Annotated in this window: 16 protein-coding genes; 6 read left to right on the plus strand and 10 right to left on the minus strand. The window is 63.2% G+C overall.

Annotated features, from left to right (window positions below):
* The first annotated feature begins 79 nt into the window (after positions 1-79).
* Positions 80-1,087, plus strand: coding sequence for an acetoacetate decarboxylase (ADC) (locus tag PVZ78_RS25725; protein WP_443218364.1), 1,008 nt, complete (start codon positions 80-82; stop codon positions 1,085-1,087).
* Between the two features lie 58 nt (positions 1,088-1,145).
* Here the strand turns inward: PVZ78_RS25725 and PVZ78_RS25730 are convergent, their stop codons facing one another.
* A complete protein-coding gene (locus tag PVZ78_RS25730; RefSeq protein ID WP_273829563.1) occupies positions 1,146-1,595 on the minus strand; it encodes a MerR family transcriptional regulator in 450 nt (149 codons plus the stop codon).
* A 237-nt stretch (positions 1,596-1,832) separates the two neighbouring features.
* Here PVZ78_RS25730 and PVZ78_RS25735 point away from each other — a divergent pair, with 237 nt between their 5' ends.
* The 4 genes from PVZ78_RS25735 (at position 1,833) to PVZ78_RS25750 (ending at position 8,396) form a co-directional block, all read left to right on the plus strand.
* Positions 1,833-2,663: an alpha/beta fold hydrolase gene (locus PVZ78_RS25735; protein ID WP_273829493.1), complete on the plus strand. Its 831-nt coding sequence runs from the start codon at positions 1,833-1,835 to the stop codon at positions 2,661-2,663.
* Between the two features lie 248 nt (positions 2,664-2,911).
* The gene (locus tag PVZ78_RS25740) at positions 2,912-4,156 is read left to right on the plus strand and encodes an exonuclease SbcCD subunit D C-terminal domain-containing protein (protein WP_007923235.1); all 1,245 of its coding nucleotides are present in this window, start codon (positions 2,912-2,914) and stop codon (positions 4,154-4,156) included.
* On the plus strand, positions 4,153-7,794 hold the full coding sequence (locus tag PVZ78_RS25745) for an AAA family ATPase (RefSeq protein ID WP_273829494.1): 3,642 nt from the start codon (positions 4,153-4,155) through the stop codon (positions 7,792-7,794). Before PVZ78_RS25740 ends, PVZ78_RS25745 begins: the two co-directional genes overlap by 4 nt.
* Positions 7,791-8,396 carry a glutathione S-transferase gene (locus tag PVZ78_RS25750; protein WP_273829495.1) on the plus strand — a complete coding sequence of 202 codons (606 nt, stop codon included), beginning with the start codon at positions 7,791-7,793 and terminating at the stop codon, positions 8,394-8,396. Before PVZ78_RS25745 ends, PVZ78_RS25750 begins: the two co-directional genes overlap by 4 nt.
* 149 nt (positions 8,397-8,545) lie before the next feature.
* On the opposite strand, the gene PVZ78_RS25755 is transcribed toward PVZ78_RS25750, so the two are convergent.
* From PVZ78_RS25755 to PVZ78_RS25790, 8 genes are all read right to left on the minus strand, one after another.
* Complete coding sequence (locus PVZ78_RS25755) at positions 8,546-8,803, minus strand: hypothetical protein (RefSeq protein ID WP_009048730.1); 258 nt, start codon at positions 8,801-8,803, stop codon at positions 8,546-8,548.
* A complete protein-coding gene (locus PVZ78_RS25760) occupies positions 8,800-9,006 on the minus strand; it encodes a hypothetical protein (protein WP_009048729.1) in 207 nt (68 codons plus the stop codon). Before PVZ78_RS25760 ends, PVZ78_RS25755 begins: the two co-directional genes overlap by 4 nt.
* A gap of 115 nt (positions 9,007-9,121) precedes the next feature.
* Positions 9,122-9,247 carry a hypothetical protein gene (locus PVZ78_RS25765; protein WP_009048728.1) on the minus strand — a complete coding sequence of 42 codons (126 nt, stop codon included), beginning with the start codon at positions 9,245-9,247 and terminating at the stop codon, positions 9,122-9,124.
* A 211-nt stretch (positions 9,248-9,458) separates the two neighbouring features.
* Complete coding sequence (locus PVZ78_RS25770) at positions 9,459-9,638, minus strand: hypothetical protein (RefSeq protein ID WP_007923220.1); 180 nt, start codon at positions 9,636-9,638, stop codon at positions 9,459-9,461.
* Positions 9,639-9,805: 167 nt separating this feature from the next.
* Positions 9,806-10,978 (minus strand): lactonase family protein, encoded by a 1,173-nt coding sequence (locus PVZ78_RS25775; protein ID WP_273829496.1) that lies wholly within the window; start codon positions 10,976-10,978, stop codon positions 9,806-9,808.
* Entirely contained in the window at positions 10,965-11,258 is a 294-nt protein-coding gene (locus PVZ78_RS25780; RefSeq protein ID WP_016704661.1) for a DUF5629 family protein, read from the minus strand. Before PVZ78_RS25780 ends, PVZ78_RS25775 begins: the two co-directional genes overlap by 14 nt.
* Before the next feature lie 279 nt (positions 11,259-11,537).
* On the minus strand, positions 11,538-13,913 hold the full coding sequence (locus PVZ78_RS25785) for an efflux RND transporter permease subunit (protein ID WP_273829497.1): 2,376 nt from the start codon (positions 13,911-13,913) through the stop codon (positions 11,538-11,540).
* Positions 13,914-13,960: 47 nt separating this feature from the next.
* The gene (locus PVZ78_RS25790; protein ID WP_016704660.1) at positions 13,961-15,010 is read right to left on the minus strand and encodes a WD40/YVTN/BNR-like repeat-containing protein; all 1,050 of its coding nucleotides are present in this window, start codon (positions 15,008-15,010) and stop codon (positions 13,961-13,963) included.
* Positions 15,011-15,397: 387 nt separating this feature from the next.
* Between PVZ78_RS25790 and PVZ78_RS25795 the strand changes: the two genes are divergently transcribed.
* Positions 15,398-17,050, plus strand: coding sequence for a SulP family inorganic anion transporter (locus tag PVZ78_RS25795; RefSeq protein ID WP_009048723.1), 1,653 nt, complete (start codon positions 15,398-15,400; stop codon positions 17,048-17,050).
* Between the two features lie 126 nt (positions 17,051-17,176).
* On the opposite strand, the gene pepN is transcribed toward PVZ78_RS25795, so the two are convergent.
* Positions 17,177-19,834, minus strand: a complete 2,658-nt coding sequence (pepN, locus tag PVZ78_RS25800; RefSeq protein ID WP_273829498.1) for an aminopeptidase N — start codon at positions 19,832-19,834, stop codon at positions 17,177-17,179.
* Position 19,835 lies beyond the last annotated feature (1 nt).

Genomic DNA, 19,835 nt, shown 5'->3' on the forward strand with positions numbered 1-19,835 from the left:
TGAGGCATCGAGCCGAATGCCCAGCGAAATTCTCTGGTCGACGCCATCGAGCAGATGCAATCACCTGGAGAGAAACCCATTGAAACTCGCAAGCGCAGCCGTTTTAACAGGATTGCTTTTAAACACTTTTGCCAATCATGCATTGGCGGGGATGCCTGAAATGCCCAGCCAGACCGACAGCACCCTGATCGATATCGCGGGCCATCAGGTGCCTGTGGTCAAGGGCGGCTTGTATGACCGCTTTCGCTCCAACCCTCCCTTGTCGGTGATTGCCGCAGAAGTCCCGGGCGTTGATTTGAGCTGGTTCAAAGCGCTGGAGAAGACCAGGGTCGACATCGGCTTCGAGTCCTACTCCCCCAACTTCTACTACCAGAACAGTCGCGTCACCGCTGTCTATACGGCAGATCTGGACAGGCTTCGGGCGCTGATGCCGGCCGCGGTGCTGGCGACCATCCAACCCCTGCAAGTCTGGCCAGGCCGGGGCTTGATCGCGTTTACCGCGTACACCTACGAGCACTGCGATAACGACGCCTATAACGAAGTCGCCGTGTCGATCATCACCAACAAGCCCGGCAAAGCCAATCTTGGTCCCTTCACCTTGATTGGCCAGTCGATGTCTGGAGACTTCTGGGGCTATGTCCTCAAGCTGCCGGTCAATACCGAGCTCGCCAGGGTTCGTGGCGTCGTCGGTTACAACCTGCCGAAATGGCTGACGGGCATTGAGCGAAAAGAAGATGCCAGATCGGTGACCTATGACATTACCGACAGCCAGACCGGCCAGGTGGATGTGTCCTTCACAGCGAAGAAACTCGACGACCTGTCCAGCGACGTCGAGATCGTCACCAGCAGCTTCACCAATCTCGATCACAAGGGCCAATTAGCCTATGGGTACGCGGTTTCCCGCCAGCTCAGCCACGGTTCCAGCAGGAGCGCGGATTCGGCCACCCTTACGCTTGGCAATGGCAGCCTGTCGAACTACATCCGCTCCTTGCAGCTTGGGAAAATGCTGAAGTACGAATATGTGCCGGCGTTCCAGAGCGCGCTCTACGCGCCGAAACCACTCGTTACCCTGGTTGGCACGCACTGATTCAAAGAGTCATGGTTTTTTAAGCCTGTCAGGCCTCATCAGCCTGACAGGTTGCGTGTTACTTGGAAGACGCACCATTACGGCGGCCTGAAGCGGGCGCCACACCCTCTTCGCGCAGACGATGCAATAACAACTGCGTGTTGTCCGCACAGCCCATGCCCTCGGGTTTACTCTCGACACCCTCGATCACAAGCAGTAGTTGGGCTTTATTCTGGGCTAGCCGTTGCTGGAGGATTTCAATTTCCTCGACCTTGCGCTTGAGCCCACTCAGCAACTCTTCATGCCGCCATCCGTTGGCATTCATCGGCAGTAACTGGCGGATTTCCTCCAACGAAAACCCTGCCGCCTGTGCGCCGGTGATGATCTCCAGGACCCACTCGGTGTCAGGTGCGTAGTCCCGATACCCGTTGGCTTTGCGCTCGACGGATTTGATCAGGCCGCTCGCTTCGTAGAAGCGGATGCGTGAAGGCGCCAATCCGCTGATTTTCGCCAGTTCGCCAATTCTCATATTCCCACCCAAAAAAGCCATTGACCTTAAAGTTGACTTTAAACCTAAAGTGATTTGGCGGCCAAGCGGCGCGGATGCAAAGCGCTGCTCGACCGTCATGGAACCAGGGGAAAGCGGACACCAGACCAGAGCCAACCCCAGCGGAATGCCTATTGGACAGGGCGCACGTTGCTGATGAAGGGTCGCGATCGGAACTCGCTTCGGTCATGGCCTACCTTCCACACAGGAGATGCGAACATGGGGTATGTCACTACGCAGGACGGTGTTGAGATCTTTTACAAAGACTGGGGCCCACGTGATGCCCAAGTGATCTTTTTCCATCATGGATGGCCACTCAGCGCGGACGATTGGGATGCGCAAATGCTGTTTTTCCTGGCCAACGGCTACCGGGTCATCGCCCACGACCGGCGCGGCCACGGGCGCTCCAGCCAGGTCTGGGACGGGCATGACATGGATCACTATGCCGATGACGTAGCGGCCGTGGTCGACCATCTTGGCGTGCAGGGCGCCGTCCATGTGGGGCATTCCACCGGCGGTGGCGAAGTCATCCATTACATCGCTCGCCACGGCGAAGACCGGGTGTCGAAGGCAGCCATCATCAGTGCCGTGCCACCGCTGATGGTGAAGACCGACAGCAATCCCGGCGGCTTGCCGAAGTCGGTGTTCGATGACCTGCAGGCACAGCTCAAGGCCAACCGCTCGCAGTTCTACTACGACGTCCCGGCCGGGCCTTTCTACGGTTACAACCGCCCTGGCGCGACACCGTCCGAGGGCATTGTCTGGAACTGGTGGCGGCAAGGCATGATGGGCTGCGCAAAGGCCCACTATGACGGGATCGTGGCCTTCTCCCAGACCGACTTCACCGAAGATTTGAAGAGCATCAAGATCCCCGTCCTGGTGCTGCATGGTGATGATGACCAGATCGTCCCTTATGAGAACGCCGGGATTCTGTCAGCCAAACTTCTGCAAAACAGTAGGCTGAAAATCTACCCAGGCTTCCCACACGGAATGCCTACCACGAACGCCGATACCATCAACGCCGATTTGCTCGCTTTCGTGCGAGGTTAGAGCAATGGATGGGGGTGGGGTTATTACCCCGCTCCCTGGCGCCCTTTTTCAAAGGGACTTGAATGATCCGCGCAAGCGTCGCCCCATGACGCAAAAGCGCTCTTGCCGAGCGCCAACTTCTGGCTGCCGCTAGACGGCACCAGTATTCGGCATCCAACCAAGCCCCCCAGCCGATTTGCAGTAAACTCTCCCCCCTCACGCCGCTCTCCTCTTCCCTGCGGCTCACCTGATTGTTTGCGGAGTTTGCCTTGCGTCTGTTTCACACCTCCGACTGGCACCTGGGGCAGAACCTCCATGGCCAGGAACGCGATTTCGAGCATGCCTGCTTCCTTGAATGGCTATTGCGCCAGCTGGCGCTGCACAGCCCTGACGTACTGCTGATCGCCGGCGATATCTTCGACACGGTCAATCCACCGGTCAAAGCCCAGGAGCGGTTGTACGACTTTATCGTCAGCGCCCATGAACAGCAGCCCGGCCTGACCATTGTGATGATCGCCGGCAACCATGACTCCGGTTCGCGCATCGAGTTGCCGGCGCCCTTGATGCGGCGTCTGCGCACCCATGCCCTGGGCCGGGTGCTGTGGCTGGACGACGGGCAGCTGGACAGCGAGCGTCTGTTGCTGCCGTTGCCCGATGCCAGCGGCGCGATTGCCGGTTGGTGCCTGGCGCTGCCGTTCCTGCGGCCAGCGGAGGTCACCGGCCCGCACCTGGGGGACGACTACCTGCGGGGTATCGGCCAGGTGCATGAGTGGCTGATCGCTGCGGCCAACGCCAAGCGCCAGCCGGGCCAGGCGCTGGTCGCCATCAGTCACGCGCACATGGCCGGCGGTTCGGTGTCGGAAGACTCCGAGCGCAGCCTGATCATCGGCAATGCCGAGGCCCTGCCCGCCAGCCTGTTCGGCCCGAGCATCAGCTACGTGGCCCTGGGGCATCTGCACAAGCCGCAGAAGGTCAACGGCGAGGAGCGCATTCGCTACAGCGGCTCGCCGATCCCGCTGTCGTTCTCGGAGATCGGCTACCAGCACCAGATCCTCGATATCCAGCTCGACGGCGAAACCCTGGTCAGCGTCGAGCCGCGGCTGATCCCGCGCGCGGTCAACCTGCAACGCCTGGGCCCGGCGCCGCTGGCGGAGATCCTGCTGCAACTGGCGGAACTGCCGGACATCGACCTGCTGGCCGAAGAGCAGCGCCAGCCCTGGCTGGAAGTACGGGTGCGCCTGGACGAGCCGCAGCCGGACCTGCGCCAGCAAGTGGAAAGCGCTCTGCAGGGCAAGGCCGTGCGTCTGGTGCGGATTGCCGCCGAATACGCCGGCAATGGCGGTCGCGAGGGCGACGACGGCGCCGCGCAACTGGTGGAGCTGGACCAGCTCAGCCCGCAGGACCTGTTCAGCCGCGCCTGGCTGGACAGCTACGGCAGCGAGGTGGACGAACAGACCCTCAAGGACTTCGCGCAACTGCTCCAGGAAGTGCAGCACGAGGAGGAGCAGCCATGAAGATTCTTGCCATCCGCCTGAAGAACCTGGCCTCCCTGGCCGGCCCCTTTGAAATCGACTTCAGCGCCGAGCCCCTGGCCAGCGCCGGGCTGTTCGCCATTACCGGGCCCACCGGCGCCGGCAAGAGCACCCTGCTCGATGCGCTGTGCCTCGCACTGTTCGGCGCGGTGCCGCGGCTGAACAATATCGGCCGCGAAACCAAGGTGCCGGAGGTGGACAGCGAAATGCTCACCAGCGACCCGCGCACCCTGCTGCGCCGTGGCACCGGCAGCGGTTACGCCGAGGTCGACTTCGTCGGCATCGACGGCCATCGCTATCGCGCGCGCTGGGAAACCAACCGCGCCCGGGACAAGGCCAACGGCAAGCTGCAGGCCAGCAAACAGAGCCTGCACGACCTGGACAGTAATCAACTGCTGGCCAGCCAGAAGCGCGACTACGAGCAGTTGATCGAAGCCAAGCTGGGGCTCAACTTCGAGCAGTTCACCCGCGCGGTGATGCTGGCCCAGAGCGAGTTCAGCGCCTTCCTCAAGGCCGACGACAAGGAACGCAGCGAGCTGCTGGAAAAGCTCACCAACACCTCGATCTACAGCCAGCTCGGGCGGCGCGCCTACAGCAAGAGCAAGGAAGCCGAGGAACAGCACAAAACCCTCAAGGCCCAGGCCAGTGGCATCACCCCGCTGGAGCCCGAGGCCCGCGCCGAGCTGGACCAACGCTTCGACGCCGCCCAGCAGCAGCTCAAGGCCCAGCAGGCGCAGCTCAAGCAGCTGGAGCTGCAACACGCCTGGCTCAAGGAACTGCAGCAGTTGCAGGACCAGCAGCGGAGCGCCGCCGAGCAACTGCAACAGGCGCAAACGACCTGGGAAGGCCTGGGCAGCGAGCGGACCAGGCTGATCCGCCTGGAGCAACTGGCGCCGCAACGCCATCAGTTCGCCCGGCAGGTGGAACTGAACCAGCAACTGACGCCGCTGCGCGAACAGATCCGGCAACAGCGCCAGCAACAAGGCGCAGAGCAGCAACGCCAGGGCGAACTGGAGCAACAACTGGGCACGGCCCAGGCCGCGTTACTCGCCGCCCAGGAACAGCAAAGCGCCAGTGCCCCGCTGCTGCGCGAGGCCTTTGCCGAGCAAAGCACCCTCGCCCACCTGGGCAAGGCCTGCGGCGAAGCCGGCGAGCTCAAGGACAAACTGCAACAAGCCAGCGAGCAAGGCCAGCAGGCGATCCAGGCCATGCTCGAACAGCAGCGGCTGGTGGGCGAACGCCTGCAGCGGATTGCCGAGCAGCTGGAACACAGCACCCATCTGGCGCCGCTGAGCGATGCCTGGAATGCCTACCGCGATCGCCTGCAACAGCTGATGCTGGCCGGCAACCGGCTGAACAAGGGCCAGGAAGAACTGCCCGGCCTGCAACAACGGGCCGCCAGCGCGGCGCAGCAACTGGCTGCGCAACGCGATGAGCTGCAAGTGCTGTACAGCGAAGCCGGCGCCGAGCCCCATGCGGTGGCCGAACAGTTGCAGATCCTCAGCGACCTGCTGCAGGACAACCGCAAGCAACAGCGCGCCTTCGAAGAACTGGCGCGGCTGTGGGCCAGCCAGCAGGAGCTGGACAAGCGCGGCGCGGAGCTGGCGGACAAGTTGCAGACCGCGGCGCGCCAGCGCGAAGAGCTGAACCGGATCGGGCTGCAAAGCAAAGCCGAGCTGACGGTCGCCGAACAGACCCTGACGGTGACCCAGCAACTGCTGGAACGCCAGCGCCTGGCGCGCAGCGCCAGTGTCGAAGAGCTGCGCGAGCAGTTGCAGGACGATCAGCCCTGTCCGGTCTGCGGCAGCCACGAGCATCCCTACCATCAGCCCGAGGCGCTGTTGCAGAGCCTGGGTCGCCACGACGAAAGCGAAGAAGCCAACGCACGCAAGGCGGTGGATGAACTCAAGGAAAAGCTCGCCGAACTGCGCAGCCAGGTCGGCGGCCTGATCGCCCAGCAAAAGGAATTCCTCCAGCAACAGGAGCAACTGGCAAGCCAGCAGCAGGCCCTGGCGCCGAGTATCGAAGCCCATCCGCTGGCGGCGGCGCTGCTCGACCAGGACGCCGGCAAGCGCGACGCCTGGCTGAACCAGCAACTGAGCCAACTGAACCAGAGCATCCTGCAGGACGAACAGCGCCAAGGCGCCCTGCTGAAACTGCAAAAGGACGCCGCGCGCCTGCAACAGCAACTGCAAGCGGCGGTCGAGGCCAGCCAGGAAGCCACGCAACAGCTGACCCAGCAGCAACAGCAGCTGGGCGCGGATCGCCAACGCCTGGAAGAAGAACTGTCGGCCTTCGCCACCCTGCTGCCGGCCGATACCCTCGAAGCCCTGCGCAGCGACCCGGCCGCGACCTTTATGCAGATCGACCAGCAGGTCATGCAGCGCCTGGAGCAGCTCGACCAACAGAAGGAAGAGCAACAGGAGCAGCAACAGCGCCAGCTGGCCCTGGACAAGGAACAGGATCGCCAGCAGACCCGCGTGCAGCAACTGCAAGCCGCCCAGGAGCAGTTCAATACCCTGGCCGAACAACAGCAAGCCGCCCGCAACAAGCTCGCGCAATTGCTGGGCGAACACGCCAGTGCCGAGCAGTGGCAGCAACATCTGGAACAGGCCGTGGAACAGGCGCGCGCCGCCGACGTGCAGGCCAACCAGCAGTTGCAGGAAGTCCGCAGCCTGCTGGTGCAGCTGGGCGCGGAACTGCAAGGCAAGGAGGAACGCCTGCTGGCCCTGGAAGCCGAACAGCAGGCGCTGGGCAGCAAGATCGCCGACTGGCGCCAGCAGCACCCGGAACTGGACGACGGCGGCCTGGAACAGTTGCTCAGCCTCGACGACCAGCAGGTCACTGCGTTGCGCCAACAACTGCAAGCGAGCGAAAAGGCAGTGGAACAGGCCAAGGTCCTGGTCACCGAACGCGAGCAACGCCTGCACAGCCATCAGGCCCAGCACGACGGCCAGCTCGACGCCGAACAATTGGCCAGCGCCCTGAGCGAATTGCACAACCAGCTGGCCGCCAGCGAACAGCTGAGCGCCGAACTGCGCGCCCAGCAGAGCGAGGACCAGCGCCGGCAAGACGCCAACCAGGCGCTGGGCGAGCAGATCGCCCAGGCCTACACCGAATGGCAGCGCTGGGCGCGGCTCAATGCCTTGATCGGCTCGGCCAGCGGCGACACCTTCCGCAAGATCGCCCAGGCCTACAACCTCGACCTGCTGGTGCATCACGCCAACGCGCAGCTGCGCCAGCTGGTGCGGCGCTATCGCCTCAAGCGCGGCGGCAGCATGCTCGGCCTGCTGGTGATGGACACGGAAATGGGCGATGAACTGCGCTCGGTGCATTCGCTGTCCGGCGGCGAGACCTTCCTGGTGTCCCTGGCACTGGCCCTGGGCCTGGCGTCCATGGCCTCCAGCACGCTGAAGATCGAGTCGCTGTTTATCGACGAAGGTTTCGGCAGCCTCGATCCGGAATCCCTGCAACTGGCGATGGACGCCCTCGACGGCTTGCAGGCCCAGGGACGCAAGGTGGCGGTGATTTCCCACGTGCAGGAAATGCACGAGCGGATTCCGGTGCAGATCCAGGTACGGCGCCAGGGCAATGGCCTGAGTACCCTGGAGGTGAAATGAATACCCTGTATTCGTTCCGCCGCTGCCCCTATGCCATGCGCGCCCGCCTCGCACTGCGCTACAGCGGAGTGCCGCTGGAGATAGTCGAAGTCAGCCTCAAGGCCAAGCCGGCCGAGATGCTGGCGCTGTCGCCCAAGGGCACGGTGCCGGTGCTCAACGCTGACGGACGGGTGATCGACGAAAGCCTGGACATCATGCGCTGGGCCCTGGCCCAGCACGATCCGCAGGACTGGCTGCTGAAGGACGATGGGCCGGCGCAGCAACGGATCGAGGCGCTGATCGCGGAAAACGACCAGGTGTTCAAGCTGCACCTCAATCGCTACAAATACGCCGAGCGTTATCCCGAACAGCCGATGGAGCATTACCGCAGTCAGGGGGAAGTATTTCTACGGCAGCTGGATGAACTGTTGAGCCAGCACGATTACCTGCTGGCAGATCACCCGAGCCTGGCGGACATGGCCCTGGCGCCTTTCGTGCGGCAGTTCGCCCATGTCGATCGCGAGTGGTTTGCGCAGACGCCTTACCGGCATTTGCAGCGCTGGTTGCAGCGGTTCCTGGAGTCGGAGCTGTTCACCCAGGTGATGGCCAAACCGCCCCTGTAGCCGCTGCCGCAGGCTGCGATCAAGCGCGCAGCGCTTGTAAAACGCCCCACCGCGTATTGGCAGAAAGACCGAGGTGTCCCAGGAGGCGGCCGCTTCGCGACCGATCGCAGCCTGCGGCAGCGGCTACAGGGTTCGCGTTGCTCCTCGGATCAGGCCAGCACACTACACATCTGCAACGCCGAGCAATCGACGCTGAACGGGCCGAAGAACGCGGCCCTGGGTTTGGCTGGCGGGTTGCCGGCCAGCAGGCCCTGGGCCTTGGCGGTTTCAATGTTGTGGGCGATGTTGTGATTGCATTCGATGGCCCGGGCCAGCGAGCCCGCCGAGCCCTGCCCGATCCCCAGCAAGGAAGCGCCATTGGTCATGAACGCCAGGACGGCAATGACCCAGAACCTGCGTCCTTTCATAGCAGCGCCACTCCCGCATCAGGAACCTGTTCGGCGGCTTGCGCGCGGTGTTCGAACTGGATGGCCGGGTAAGCGACCTGGATCGGCGGTTGCACCGTCGACGGGGTCTGGGCCGAGAGGCTGACCAGGAGGACCATGGCCAGGTACAGGCCAATGGCGACATAGGCGCCGCGCTTGGCAGAGGTGAGGATCGAGTGGGCCATGGTGGTCTCCGTGGGCATGTTTCAGTGCCCACAGAATCCGTTAAAAACGCCCGCCGCAGAAACAACCTCGGTGCATAGTCACCATCAGTTGGATTGATCGTTGGTCCGCGGCCAATCAACCCTCAAGCAGGGTCAGCATTCGCTCGCGGGAGGTTTCCGGCTCGCCTTCGACAGGCTGGGCAGCCGAGAGAATCGGGGTGGAATAGAGGAACAGAAGAACCACTGCCAGACGCATCGCCATGCTGTCGATCCTTGGAAAGGAGGAGTCAATTAATTAGCGTCAAATTTAAACATATGGCGATGTGACATTACCAAGCTAATTTGCCTGGCATGGGGGAAAACGTCGCATACAGGTGATGCAGGAGCGACATCACTGCTGTCCGCTGGATGAACGAGTCCATTCAGGGAAGCCAGTGACTTCGCTCCTGCATACCTGGGCGGTGCGGGGAATTTCAGTGTTGGATCTTGTGATCCAGCGCGGCGTAGAAGTTGGCGCTCTGTTGCAGGTATTTCTGGGTGTAGGTGTTGGTCGCGGATTTTTTCTCGCTGATTTCCACGTTGGCGCTGGCTGGCAGGGCCACGGTAGCGGAGATGGCGGAAGCGGCGATCACGGAGAAGAGATTGAAGTTCATTGGGTAACCCTCGTATGCAGTCGGCTTGTTTGCCCGGAAGCCTTGATGCGCCGGGCCGTGAAGCAAAACTACGCCCGAGGGTTGGCGGGTTGAAATTTTTTCCAGCAGTAGCAGATATCAGCGTCATTAATAGAAAGGCTCAGGCCCCGTCGACCGGGGCCTGTGGCTTATTGACGCACCAGGAATTTGATATCGCTGGGTGAATCGAACGGCAGTTTCTGCACGGTCTTGCCGAGGAAACCGGTCTTGGCGTCGCGCTCGATCACCACGATTTCGTTGCTCTTCTGGTTGCCGATCAGCACGTACTTGTTGCTCGGATCGAGGCTGAACTCACGCGGGTGATCGCCCTCCACCGAACGCCGCTGGATCTCCTTGAGCTGGCCGGTGGCTTCGTCGATGGCGAACACCAGCAACTGATTGGCCGTGCCGCGGTTGCTCACGTACAGGTACTTACCGTCCTTGGAAGCGTGCAGCGCACCCGCCGCCTTCTTCTCCTTGCCGCCGCTGGTCAAGTCGAGGATCTGCTTCTGGGTCAGCTTGCCGTCCTGGTAGTCGAACACCGCCACCTGGGCGCTCATTTCCAGGGTCAGGTAAGCGTGCTTGCCATCGGCGCTGAACAGCAGGTGGCGTGGGCCACTGCCCGGCGGCAGCTCGACGAACGCCGGCTCGGCCGCGGTCAGGGGATGTTCGGCGTTGGCCTTGGGGTCGTAGCGGTAGACAAAGACCTTGTCCGCGCCCAGGTCGCTGGCGAACACGAACTGGCCGTCCGGCGACGACACCACCGAATGCACATGGGCCGAGACCTGGCGCTCGGGGTTGACCCCACTGCCCGGGTGGCTGCTGAGCTGGACCACCGGCGACAGCTTGCCATCGGCAGCGACCGGCAACACCGCGAGGCTGCCGCCCGGATCCGCGACCACCGAGTAGTTGCTGACGAACAGGTAGCGGCCATCGCCGCTCAGGCTCGAATGCGTCGGCTCGTTGCCCAGGCTCTGCACCTGGTTGATCGGGTTCAGCTTGTGGCCCTTGGCTTCGATGCTGAAGCTGCTGACCCGGCCGATCGGGTCGGCTTGCCCCGGGCCGTTCTCGTTGACTACGAACAGCTGCTTCTGGTCCTTGGACAGGGTCAGCCAGGACGGGTTGGCGCTCTTGACCACCTGCAGCGGCTTGGCCTCGATCTTGCCGGTGCGGCCGTCGAACTTGAGGCGGTAGATGCCTTCGCTCTGGCCCTGGGTGTAGGAACCGACCAGCAGTTCCTGGGTCTCGACCGGCGCGGCCTGCACGGCCATGGCGCCGACACTGCCAGCCATCAGCAGTGGCCAGAAGTTACGCATCCTCATGTTCATCCTCCTCATCGTTACGGGCACTGAAAGCACTCATGCACACCAGGCGGTGCTCACCGGAGTCGCCGACGATGGTCCAGCTTTGCAGGGTGTCGTCGAAGGTCGCGGCGTTGACCTGGGCCAGGCTGAAACTCCAGCGCTTGGCCGCACGGCCGTCCATGCATTCGATCAGCAGCTGTTGGTCGTCAAGGGTGAAGTCGAAGGCATGCAGCCCGTCGATTTCCAGCATGTCGCAGGCTTGGAGGGCAGTCAGCAAAGTGTCTGTAGCGGCAGTCATGGTCGTCAGTCAGCAATGGAAAGCGGCCATGATAGCGGGTCCGGCGCGGCGCGGCTGTAGTGGCATTGCAAAGTTCGCACGAACCATTGCTACAAATTCTGTAGCCGCTGGCGAAGCCTGCGCCAGGGCCGAAGGCCCTCCTGCACCAGGAACACCGCTGCGACCGTGCCGGTCGATCGCAGCCTCGCGGGCTCGGCAGCGGCTACAGGGGCCGGTGGTGTCTGGCCGGGCAATAAAAAACCGCGACCTGGGTCGCGGTTTTGCTTGGCGCTTCGAAGCTTAGTGGGCGAACAGCGAGTGGCCCTTCTGCCCCGCCAGTTTCTCCGGCTTGATCAGGAATCGCGCCAGCGCCGGCAGCAGCCACAGCGCGCCGAACATGTTCCACAGGAGCATGAAGGTCAGCATCAGGCCCATGTCAGCCTGGAACTTGATGGCCGAGAAGATCCAGGTGGCGACGCCGATGGCCAGGCACAGGCCAGTGAACAGCACCGCCTTGCCGGTGGATTTCAGGGTCTGGTAGTAGGCCTCCTGCAGCGGCAGACCGGCACGCAGGAAACTTTCCAGGCGGCTGTAGATGTAGATCCCGTAGTCCACGCCGATCCCCACCCCGAGCGCCACCACCGGCAAGGTCGCGACCTTGACGCCGATGCCCATGAACGCCATCAGCGCGTTGCCCAGCACCGAGGTCAGCACCAGCGGCAGCACGATGCACAGAGTCGCCGCCCAGGAGCGGAAGGTGATCATGCACATCACCGCCACGCAGATGTACACCAGCACCAGGATGGTCAGTTCCGAGCGTTTGATCACTTCGTTGGTGGCCGCCTCGATCCCGGCGTTACCCGCCGCCAGCAGGAACTCCAGGCCGTCCTTGTTGTGCTCCTTGGCGAACTCCTGGACCGCATGCACCGCGCGGTCGAGGGTCTCGGCCTTGTGGTCGTTAAGGAAGATCAACACCGGCGCCAGCGAGCAGTTGTTGTTGTACAGGCCGTCGGCGCGGGCGATGGAGTTGTTCAGCACGTCCGGGTTGCGCGACAGGGTTTCCCATTTCAGGTTGCCCTCGTTCATGCCCTTGATCATCTGCTTGGACACGGTCACCAGGGAGATCGCCGACTGCACGCCCTCGGTGTTCTGCATCTTCCACATCAGCTCGTCGATCGGCGCCATGGCTTCGTAGCGCGAGCAGCCTTCGGAAGCGGTCTTGACCATCACCACCAGCACGTCGGAACTGGTGGAGTAGTTGTTGATGATGAAGTTGTTGTCCTTGTTGTAGCGCGAGTCCGGACGCAGTTCCGGCGCGCCCTGGTCGAGGTCGCCGATCTTCAGGTTCTGGCTGTACCAGAGGCCGCCACCGAAGGCCAGCAGGGCCAGGAAGATCGACACCGGGGCGACTTTCGGGCTGGCGAAGTTCGACAGCAGGCGCCAGAACGGATGCTCGCGGGTAGCGTCTTTTTTGCTGCGCTCGATCGCGCGCTTGCTGATGCCAACATAGGAAATCGCCACCGGCAACAGGATCAGGTTGGTGAACACGATCACCGCCACGCCGATGGACGCGCCGATGGCCAGCTCACGGATCACCCCGATGTCGATGATCAGCAGGGTGATGAAGCCCACGGCGTCGGCGAGGATCGCGATCATCCCCGGCAGGAACAGCTGGCGAAAGGTGCGCCGGGCCGCGGTCAAGGCATTGTCGGCACCGCTGGACTGCAGGGCGATACCGTTGATTTTCTGCACGCCGTGGGAGATGCCGATGGCGAAGATCAGGAACGGCACCAGCATCGAGTAAGGGTCGAGGCCAAAGCCCACGGCATGCATCAGGCCCAGTTGCCAGACCACCGCCACCAGGGTGGTGATGAGCACGGCGATGGTGCTGCGGATACACCAGGTGAACCAGTACAGCAGCACCAGGGTGATCAGGAAGGCGATGCCAAAGAACATCACCACCATGATCAGGCCATCGATCAGGTCGCCGACCTTCTTGGCGAAACCGACGATGTGGATCTTCACATTGGGGTTCTGCGCCTCGAACTTGTCGCGGATCTTTTCTTCAAGCTGGTGGGAGAACTTCTGGTAGTCCAGGGCCAGCAGCTTGCCCTGGTCCTGCGGGTCCGGGTAGGACTCCAGCAGCGGGATGTCGACGATGCTCGACTTGAAGTCGTTGGCCACCAGGCGCCCGACCTGGCCCGACTTGAGCACGTTGTTGCGCAGCAGGTCGAGGCTGTCGGCCGAGCCGTTGTAGCTCTGCGGGATCACTTCGCCGCCGGCGAAGCCCTCCTCCGTCACCTCGGTCCAGCGCACGCTGGGGCTCCACAGCGACTTGAGGCCCGAGCGGTCGACGCCGGAGATGTAGAACACCTCGTCGTGGATCTGCCGCAGCGTCTCCATGTAGTCCTTGGTGAAGATGTCACCGTCCTTGGCTTCCACCGAGATACGCACGGTGTTGCCCAGGTTCGCCAGGTCGTTGCGATGCTCCATCATCTTCTCGATGAAGGGATGCTCGAGCGGGATCATTTTTTCGAAGCTGGTGGACGGTTTGATCAGCGTGGCCTGCCAGAACAGGAAAACGCTGACCAGCAGGCAGATGACGATCACTGCCGGGCGGTTGTTGAAAATCAGACGCTCGAGAAACGTCGCCTTGTCGGTTTGATGACTGCTCATGGAAGTGTTCCCGCCTTCTTATTATTGGCCCGGCTTGCTTGCCCTGATTATTTTCCGAGATCGGCGCCATTCGACGAGGTCGAGCGCACACCGCCCTGCCCCGCCAGAATCAGGTTGCCATTGCCGGCTGCCGTCACCGCTGCCAGGGAGATCCGGTCCGGACGGTTGTAGACGCTGAAGGTCACGCCGTTGTCGGTGCTGCGCACCACGCTGCCGCCGTTGCCGACGATCACCAGCGAACCGTCGTCCAGCAGCGTGGCGCCGGACAGGCCGAACTCCAGGCTGCCGCGGGCGGCCTTGAGCTCGACCTGCTCCCAGGTGCTGCCGAAGTCGGTGGAGCGATAGAGGTTGCCGCGCAGGCCGTAAGCCAGCAACGTGGCGGGCTGGGCGGTGCCGATCACGCCGAAGAACGAACCTTCATAAGGGCCTTCGAGGCGTTCCCAGGTTTGTCCCCAGTCGGCGGAGCGGAACATGCTGCCCTGCTCGCCGACGATGAACAGGCCGGAATCCTTCACCGCGGCGATGGCGTTGAGGTGGTACTGGTCTTCGTTGTCCAGGCGGTCGCTGGCGTCTTCCCAGGTTTTACCGCCGTCGGTGGTGGCCAGCAGCGCGCCGTAGGCGCCCACGGCAAAACCGTTGCTGATGTCCTGGAACCACACGTCCAGCAGCGGCGCTTCGCGCTTGAGGTCTTCGAATTGCTTGGTCCAGGTCAGGCCACCGTCTTCGCTGGCGAGCACCTGGGCATCGTGGCCGACGGCCCAACCGTGCTTGGCATCGACGAAATACACCGCGGTCAGCAGCTGCCGGGTCGGCACCTTGGCCTGGGTCCAGGTCTGGCCCTGGTCGTCGGAATAAAGAATGTGCCCACGATCGCCGACGGCGACCAGGCGCGGACCGGCATGCACGACATCGAGCATCAGGCCCTTGCTGGCCTTGGCCGATTCGGTGGAATAGACAGTGTCCGCCGCGGACGCGGCGGCCTGGACCGGGGCCGACAACAGGGCGACCCCCAACAGCGAGAGCGCTGTAGCCAGCAACGCAAATCTGCGCAAGGCCGGCGGGCGGCAGGAACTCACACCCATGACAGGCTCACTCATAGACCTCTCCCCCATTTATTATTGTTAGGTCGTTCAACCTTTACAGGGCGCCGTTCGGGGCGGTTAGGACAATGTCCTGAAACCTGCAATCTAGAGCCCCTTCGGAAGCTGACCTATCCTATCGGGCTTTCGAAACGTCTGACAATCGACACCACGTTATCTTTTGTTAACCATCGCCCCAGCCTGGAACCTGACTGCTCAGTCGATACTGGGGGTGGTGTACGAAGCGTAGCTGAGGCAAGAACACCAACGCCGCGGACTGCACTCCTCGATCCCAGTGGCTGCAGCCGATAGCCGCGCAAAGACTGACTCAGGCCATGGGCCTCGCCTCCTGGCTTTGGCTATGATGAGCAGCGTGATCTGCGAGTCGGATGTCGGGAGTGAGCCATGATTGCCATACGCGAGGCGTGGAAAGCCGGATTGCTGGGACGCGCGCACTGGGCCCGCAACCTGGTGTCCGGGGTGATTGTCGGCGTGGTGGCGCTGCCCCTGGCCATGGCCTTCGCCATCGCCTCCGGGGTCAAGCCCGAACAGGGGATCTACACCGCCATCGTCGGCGGCCTGCTGGTGTCGCTGTTCGGCGGCAGCCGCTTGCAGATCGCCGGTCCCACCGGGGCCTTTATCGTGATTCTGGCCGGGGTCACTGCCAAGTACGGGGTCGACGGCCTGCAACTGGCGACCATGATGGCCGGGATCATCCTGTTCCTGCTGGGCATCAGTCGCCTCGGGGCGCTGATCAAGTTCATCCCGGACCCGGTGATACTCGGCTTTACCGCCGGGATAGGGGTGATCATCTGGGTCAGCCAGTGGAAGGACTTCTTCGGCCTGCCCGCCGTCGGCGGCGAGTACTTCCACCAGAAGCTCTGGCACCTGCTGCAAGCCCTGCCCGACCTGCACCTGGCCACCACCTTGCTGGCCCTGCTCAGCCTGGCGCTGTTGTGGGGCGTGCCGAGGATCGCGCAGCTCAAACGCCTGCCGGCGCCCCTGGTCGCCATGACCCTGGCCACGGCCCTGCAGTCCCTGTTCCAGTTCGACGGCGTGGCCACCATCGGCAGCGCCTTCGGCGGTATTCCCCAGGGGTTGCCGGCGTTGCAGCTGCCTGAAATCAGCCTGCCGCGAGTGCTGGACCTGATCGGTCCGGCCTTCGCCATCGCCATGCTCGGCGCCATCGAGTCGCTGTTGTCGGCGGTGGTGGCCGACGGCATGGCCGGCACCCGCCACGACTCCAACCAGGAACTGATCGGCCAGGGCATCGCCAACCTGGCCACCCCGCTGTTCGGCGGATTCGCCGCCACCGGCGCGATTGCCCGCACCGCAACCAATATCCGCAACGGCGGCAGCAGCCCGCTGGCGGGCATCATCCACGCGCTGGTCCTGGTGCTGATCATCCTGTTTCTCGCGCCACTGGCGGCCAATATCCCGCTGTGCGCCCTGGCGGCGATCCTGTTCGTGGTGGCCTACAACATGAGCGAACTGCACCACTTCAAGCGCATGGTGCAACGGGCGCCCCGGGCGGACGTGGCGATTCTGCTGGCCACCTTTGTCCTCACGGTGTTCAGCGACCTGGTGATCGCGGTGAATATCGGGGTGATCCTGGCGATGCTGCACTTCCTGCGGCGCATGGCCTCCTCGGTGGAGGTGCAACAGGTGGTGGAGCAGGACCTGCAACATGAGCTGCACGGCAACGGCCAGTTGCATCTGCCACCGGGCGTGCTGATCTACACCATCGAGGGGCCGCTGTTCTTCGGTGCCGCGGAGACTTTCGAGCGCGCGCTGGCGCAGACCCACAGCGACCCGCAGGTGCTGATCATTCGCCTGAGACACGTGCCTTTCATGGATATCACCGGCTTGCAGATGCTGGAGGAAGTGATAGGCCAACTGCACAAGCGCGGGATTGTGGTGAAGCTGTGCGAAGCCAACCTCAAGGTCCACACCAAGCTTGAACGGGTCGGCATCCTGCACGCCATCGGCGCGCAGAACTATCACCGGGATCTGCCTGAAGCCTTGCAGAGCGAGCCGGACAGCTCCACTCCCCTGTAGGAGCGGCCGGTCGACGCTCGATTGCTCGCGATAAGACCTGAACGACAACGCGCGGCATCTGGGGCCGCGCGTTGGCTTGAGTTTTTTCGCGAGCAATCGAGCGTCGACCGGCCGCTCCTACAAGGGTCAGGCCAGGCTTTTGCTAACCACTTCGAACACATCGCTGGACAGCTCGCCGGAGGCGCGGATGCGTTCCAGCTCGCCTTTCATCAGCGCCTGGCGGGCGCTGTCGTATTTGCGCCAGCGGGTCAGCGGCGCCAGTTGCCGCGAGGCGATCTGCGGGTTGAAGCCGTTGAGCTGGATCACCAGGTCGGCCAGGAAACGGTAGCCGGAGCCGTCCGCGGCGTGGAAGTTGATCAGGTTCTGGCCGGCGAAGGCGCCGATCAGGGCGCGCACCTTGTTCGGGTTCTTGATGTTGAACGCCGGGTGCTGCATCAGCGCCTTGACCCGCTCCAGCCCGCCCGGCAGCGTGCTGCCGGCCTGGACGCTGAACCACTGGTCCATGACCAGGGCATTGTCCTTGAAGTGCTCGGCGAACACCGCCAGGGCCTTGGCCTTCTCGGCCTCGAACGGCGAGTTGACCAGCACCGCCAGCGCTGTCAGGCGCTCGGTCATGTTGTCGGCGGCGTCGAACTGCTCGATGGCCGCCGCCAGCACTTGCGGCTTCTCGGTGAGCATCAGGTACGACAGCGCGATGTTTTGCAGGGCGCGACGGGCGAAGTGCGCAGACTCGGCGACATAGTCGGTGCTCCGAGAGACCTCGCGATTGGCCTGGTAACGCTTCCACAGCGCGTCGAACAGGCTATCGGCCAATTGCTGGCGAGCGAACTCGCGCGCCGCATGAATGGCCTCGACATCCGCCACTTCGCTGATCTCGGTCAGGTAGGCCTCGCCCGGCAGCGAGAGCATTTCCGCGACCATGGCCTGGTCCAGGCTGTCGTCGGCCAGCAGCGTCGCCAGCGCGGTGACCAGACGCTGGTCCAGCACCAGTGCCTGGCCCTGCTGGTGCTGGGCAATCAGGTCTTGCAGCACCTGCACCGCCAGTTGCTGGCCGGCGTCCCAACGGTTGAAGCCGTCGCTGTCGTGCTGCATGAGGAACATCAGCTGGTCGCGGTTGTACGGGAAGCTCAGCTTCACCGGCGCCGAGAAGCCGCGCAGCAAGGACGGCAGCGGCTGTTCGGCGATGTCGACGAAGGTGAAGGTCTGCTCGGCTTCGGTCACCGAGATCACCCGCGAAGTGCCTTGCGCGGCGGCTTCGCCGGCCAGGCGCAGGGCAATGGCCGCGCCCTTGGCGTCCAGCAGGCCCAGCTCGACCGGAATCACGAACGGCAGCTTTTCCACCTTGTCCGGGGTTTGCGGGCAGCTCTGGCGGAAGGTCAGGCTGTAGGTCTTCGCCGCCGCGTCATAGGCCTCGCTGACCGCCAGGCGCGGGGTGCCGGCCTGGCTGTACCAGCGCTTGAACTGGGCGAGGTCGATGCCGTTGGCGTCTTCCATGGCCTTGACGAAATCGTCGCAGGTCACGGCCTGGCCGTCGTGGCGCTCGAAGTACAGGTCGCTGCCCTTGCGGAAGCCTTCGGCGCCCACCAGGGTGCGGATCATGCCGACCACTTCCGAGCCCTTCTCGTACACGGTCAGGGTGTAGAAGTTGGAGATCTCGATAAAACTTTCCGGGCGCACGGCGTGAGCCATGGGGCCGGCGTCTTCGGCGAACTGGTGGGTGCGCAGGTAGGCCACGTCCTGGATGCGCTTGACCGTGCGCGAGTTCATGTCCGAGGAGAAGCCGGCATCGCGGAATACCGTGAAGCCTTCCTTGAGCGACAGCTGGAACCAGTCGCGGCAGGTCACGCGGTTGCCCGACCAGTTGTGGAAGTATTCGTGGGCGACGATCGCCTCGACCCGCTGGTGCGCGGCGTCGGTGGCGGTCTCGGCGCGGGCCAGCACGGCGCTGGAGTTGAAGATGTTGAGGCCCTTGTTTTCCATGGCGCCCATGTTGAAGTCGTTGACCGCGACGATCATGAAGATGTCCAGGTCGTACTCACGGCCATAGGTCTGTTCATCCCAGCGCATGGATTTCTTCAGGCTGGTCATGGCGTGCTGGCACTTGTCGATGTTTTCCGGCTCGACGTAGATGCGCAGCGCGACCTCGCGCTGGTTCATGGTGGTGAAGCTGTCCTCGACGCACCACAGATCGCCCGCCACCAGGGCGAACAGGTAGGCCGGCTTCATGAACGGGTCTTCCCAGGTCGCCCAGTGCCGGCCGTCTTCGCCCGGTCCGCTGGCGATCGGGTTGCCGTTGGACAGCAGCACCGGATAGCTGTGCTGCTCGGCCACCACTGTGGTGGTGAACTTGCTCATCACGTCCGGGCGGTCGAGGTAGTACGTGATCTTGCGAAAGCCCTCGGCCTCGCACTGGGTGCAGAACATGCCGCTGGACTTGTACAGGCCTTCCAGGGCGGTGTTGCTTTCCGGGTGGATCTTGACGCTGGTGTCGACAGTGAAGGATTCGCTGCTCGGCTGCAGGGTCAGGTGGTTGGCGCTCAGCTGGTAATCCGCGGCCGTCAGCTCGCGGTCGCCCAGGGACACCGACAGCAGCTCCAGCTGCTGGCCGTCGAGCACCAGCGGCGGCAGGCCACCGCCATGCACTGGGTTGCGGCGCATCACCAGTTGCGCATGGACCAGGCTGTGGTCCTCGAACAACTCGAAGGTCAGGTGTGTTTCGTCGATCAGGTACTCGGGCGCCTGATAGTCCTTCAGGTAAATCATCTTCGGTTGTTCGGTGCGCATG

Source organism: Pseudomonas sp. SBT1-2, from assembly GCF_028640875.1.
GTDB lineage: Bacteria > Pseudomonadota > Gammaproteobacteria > Pseudomonadales > Pseudomonadaceae > Aquipseudomonas > Aquipseudomonas chlororaphis_I.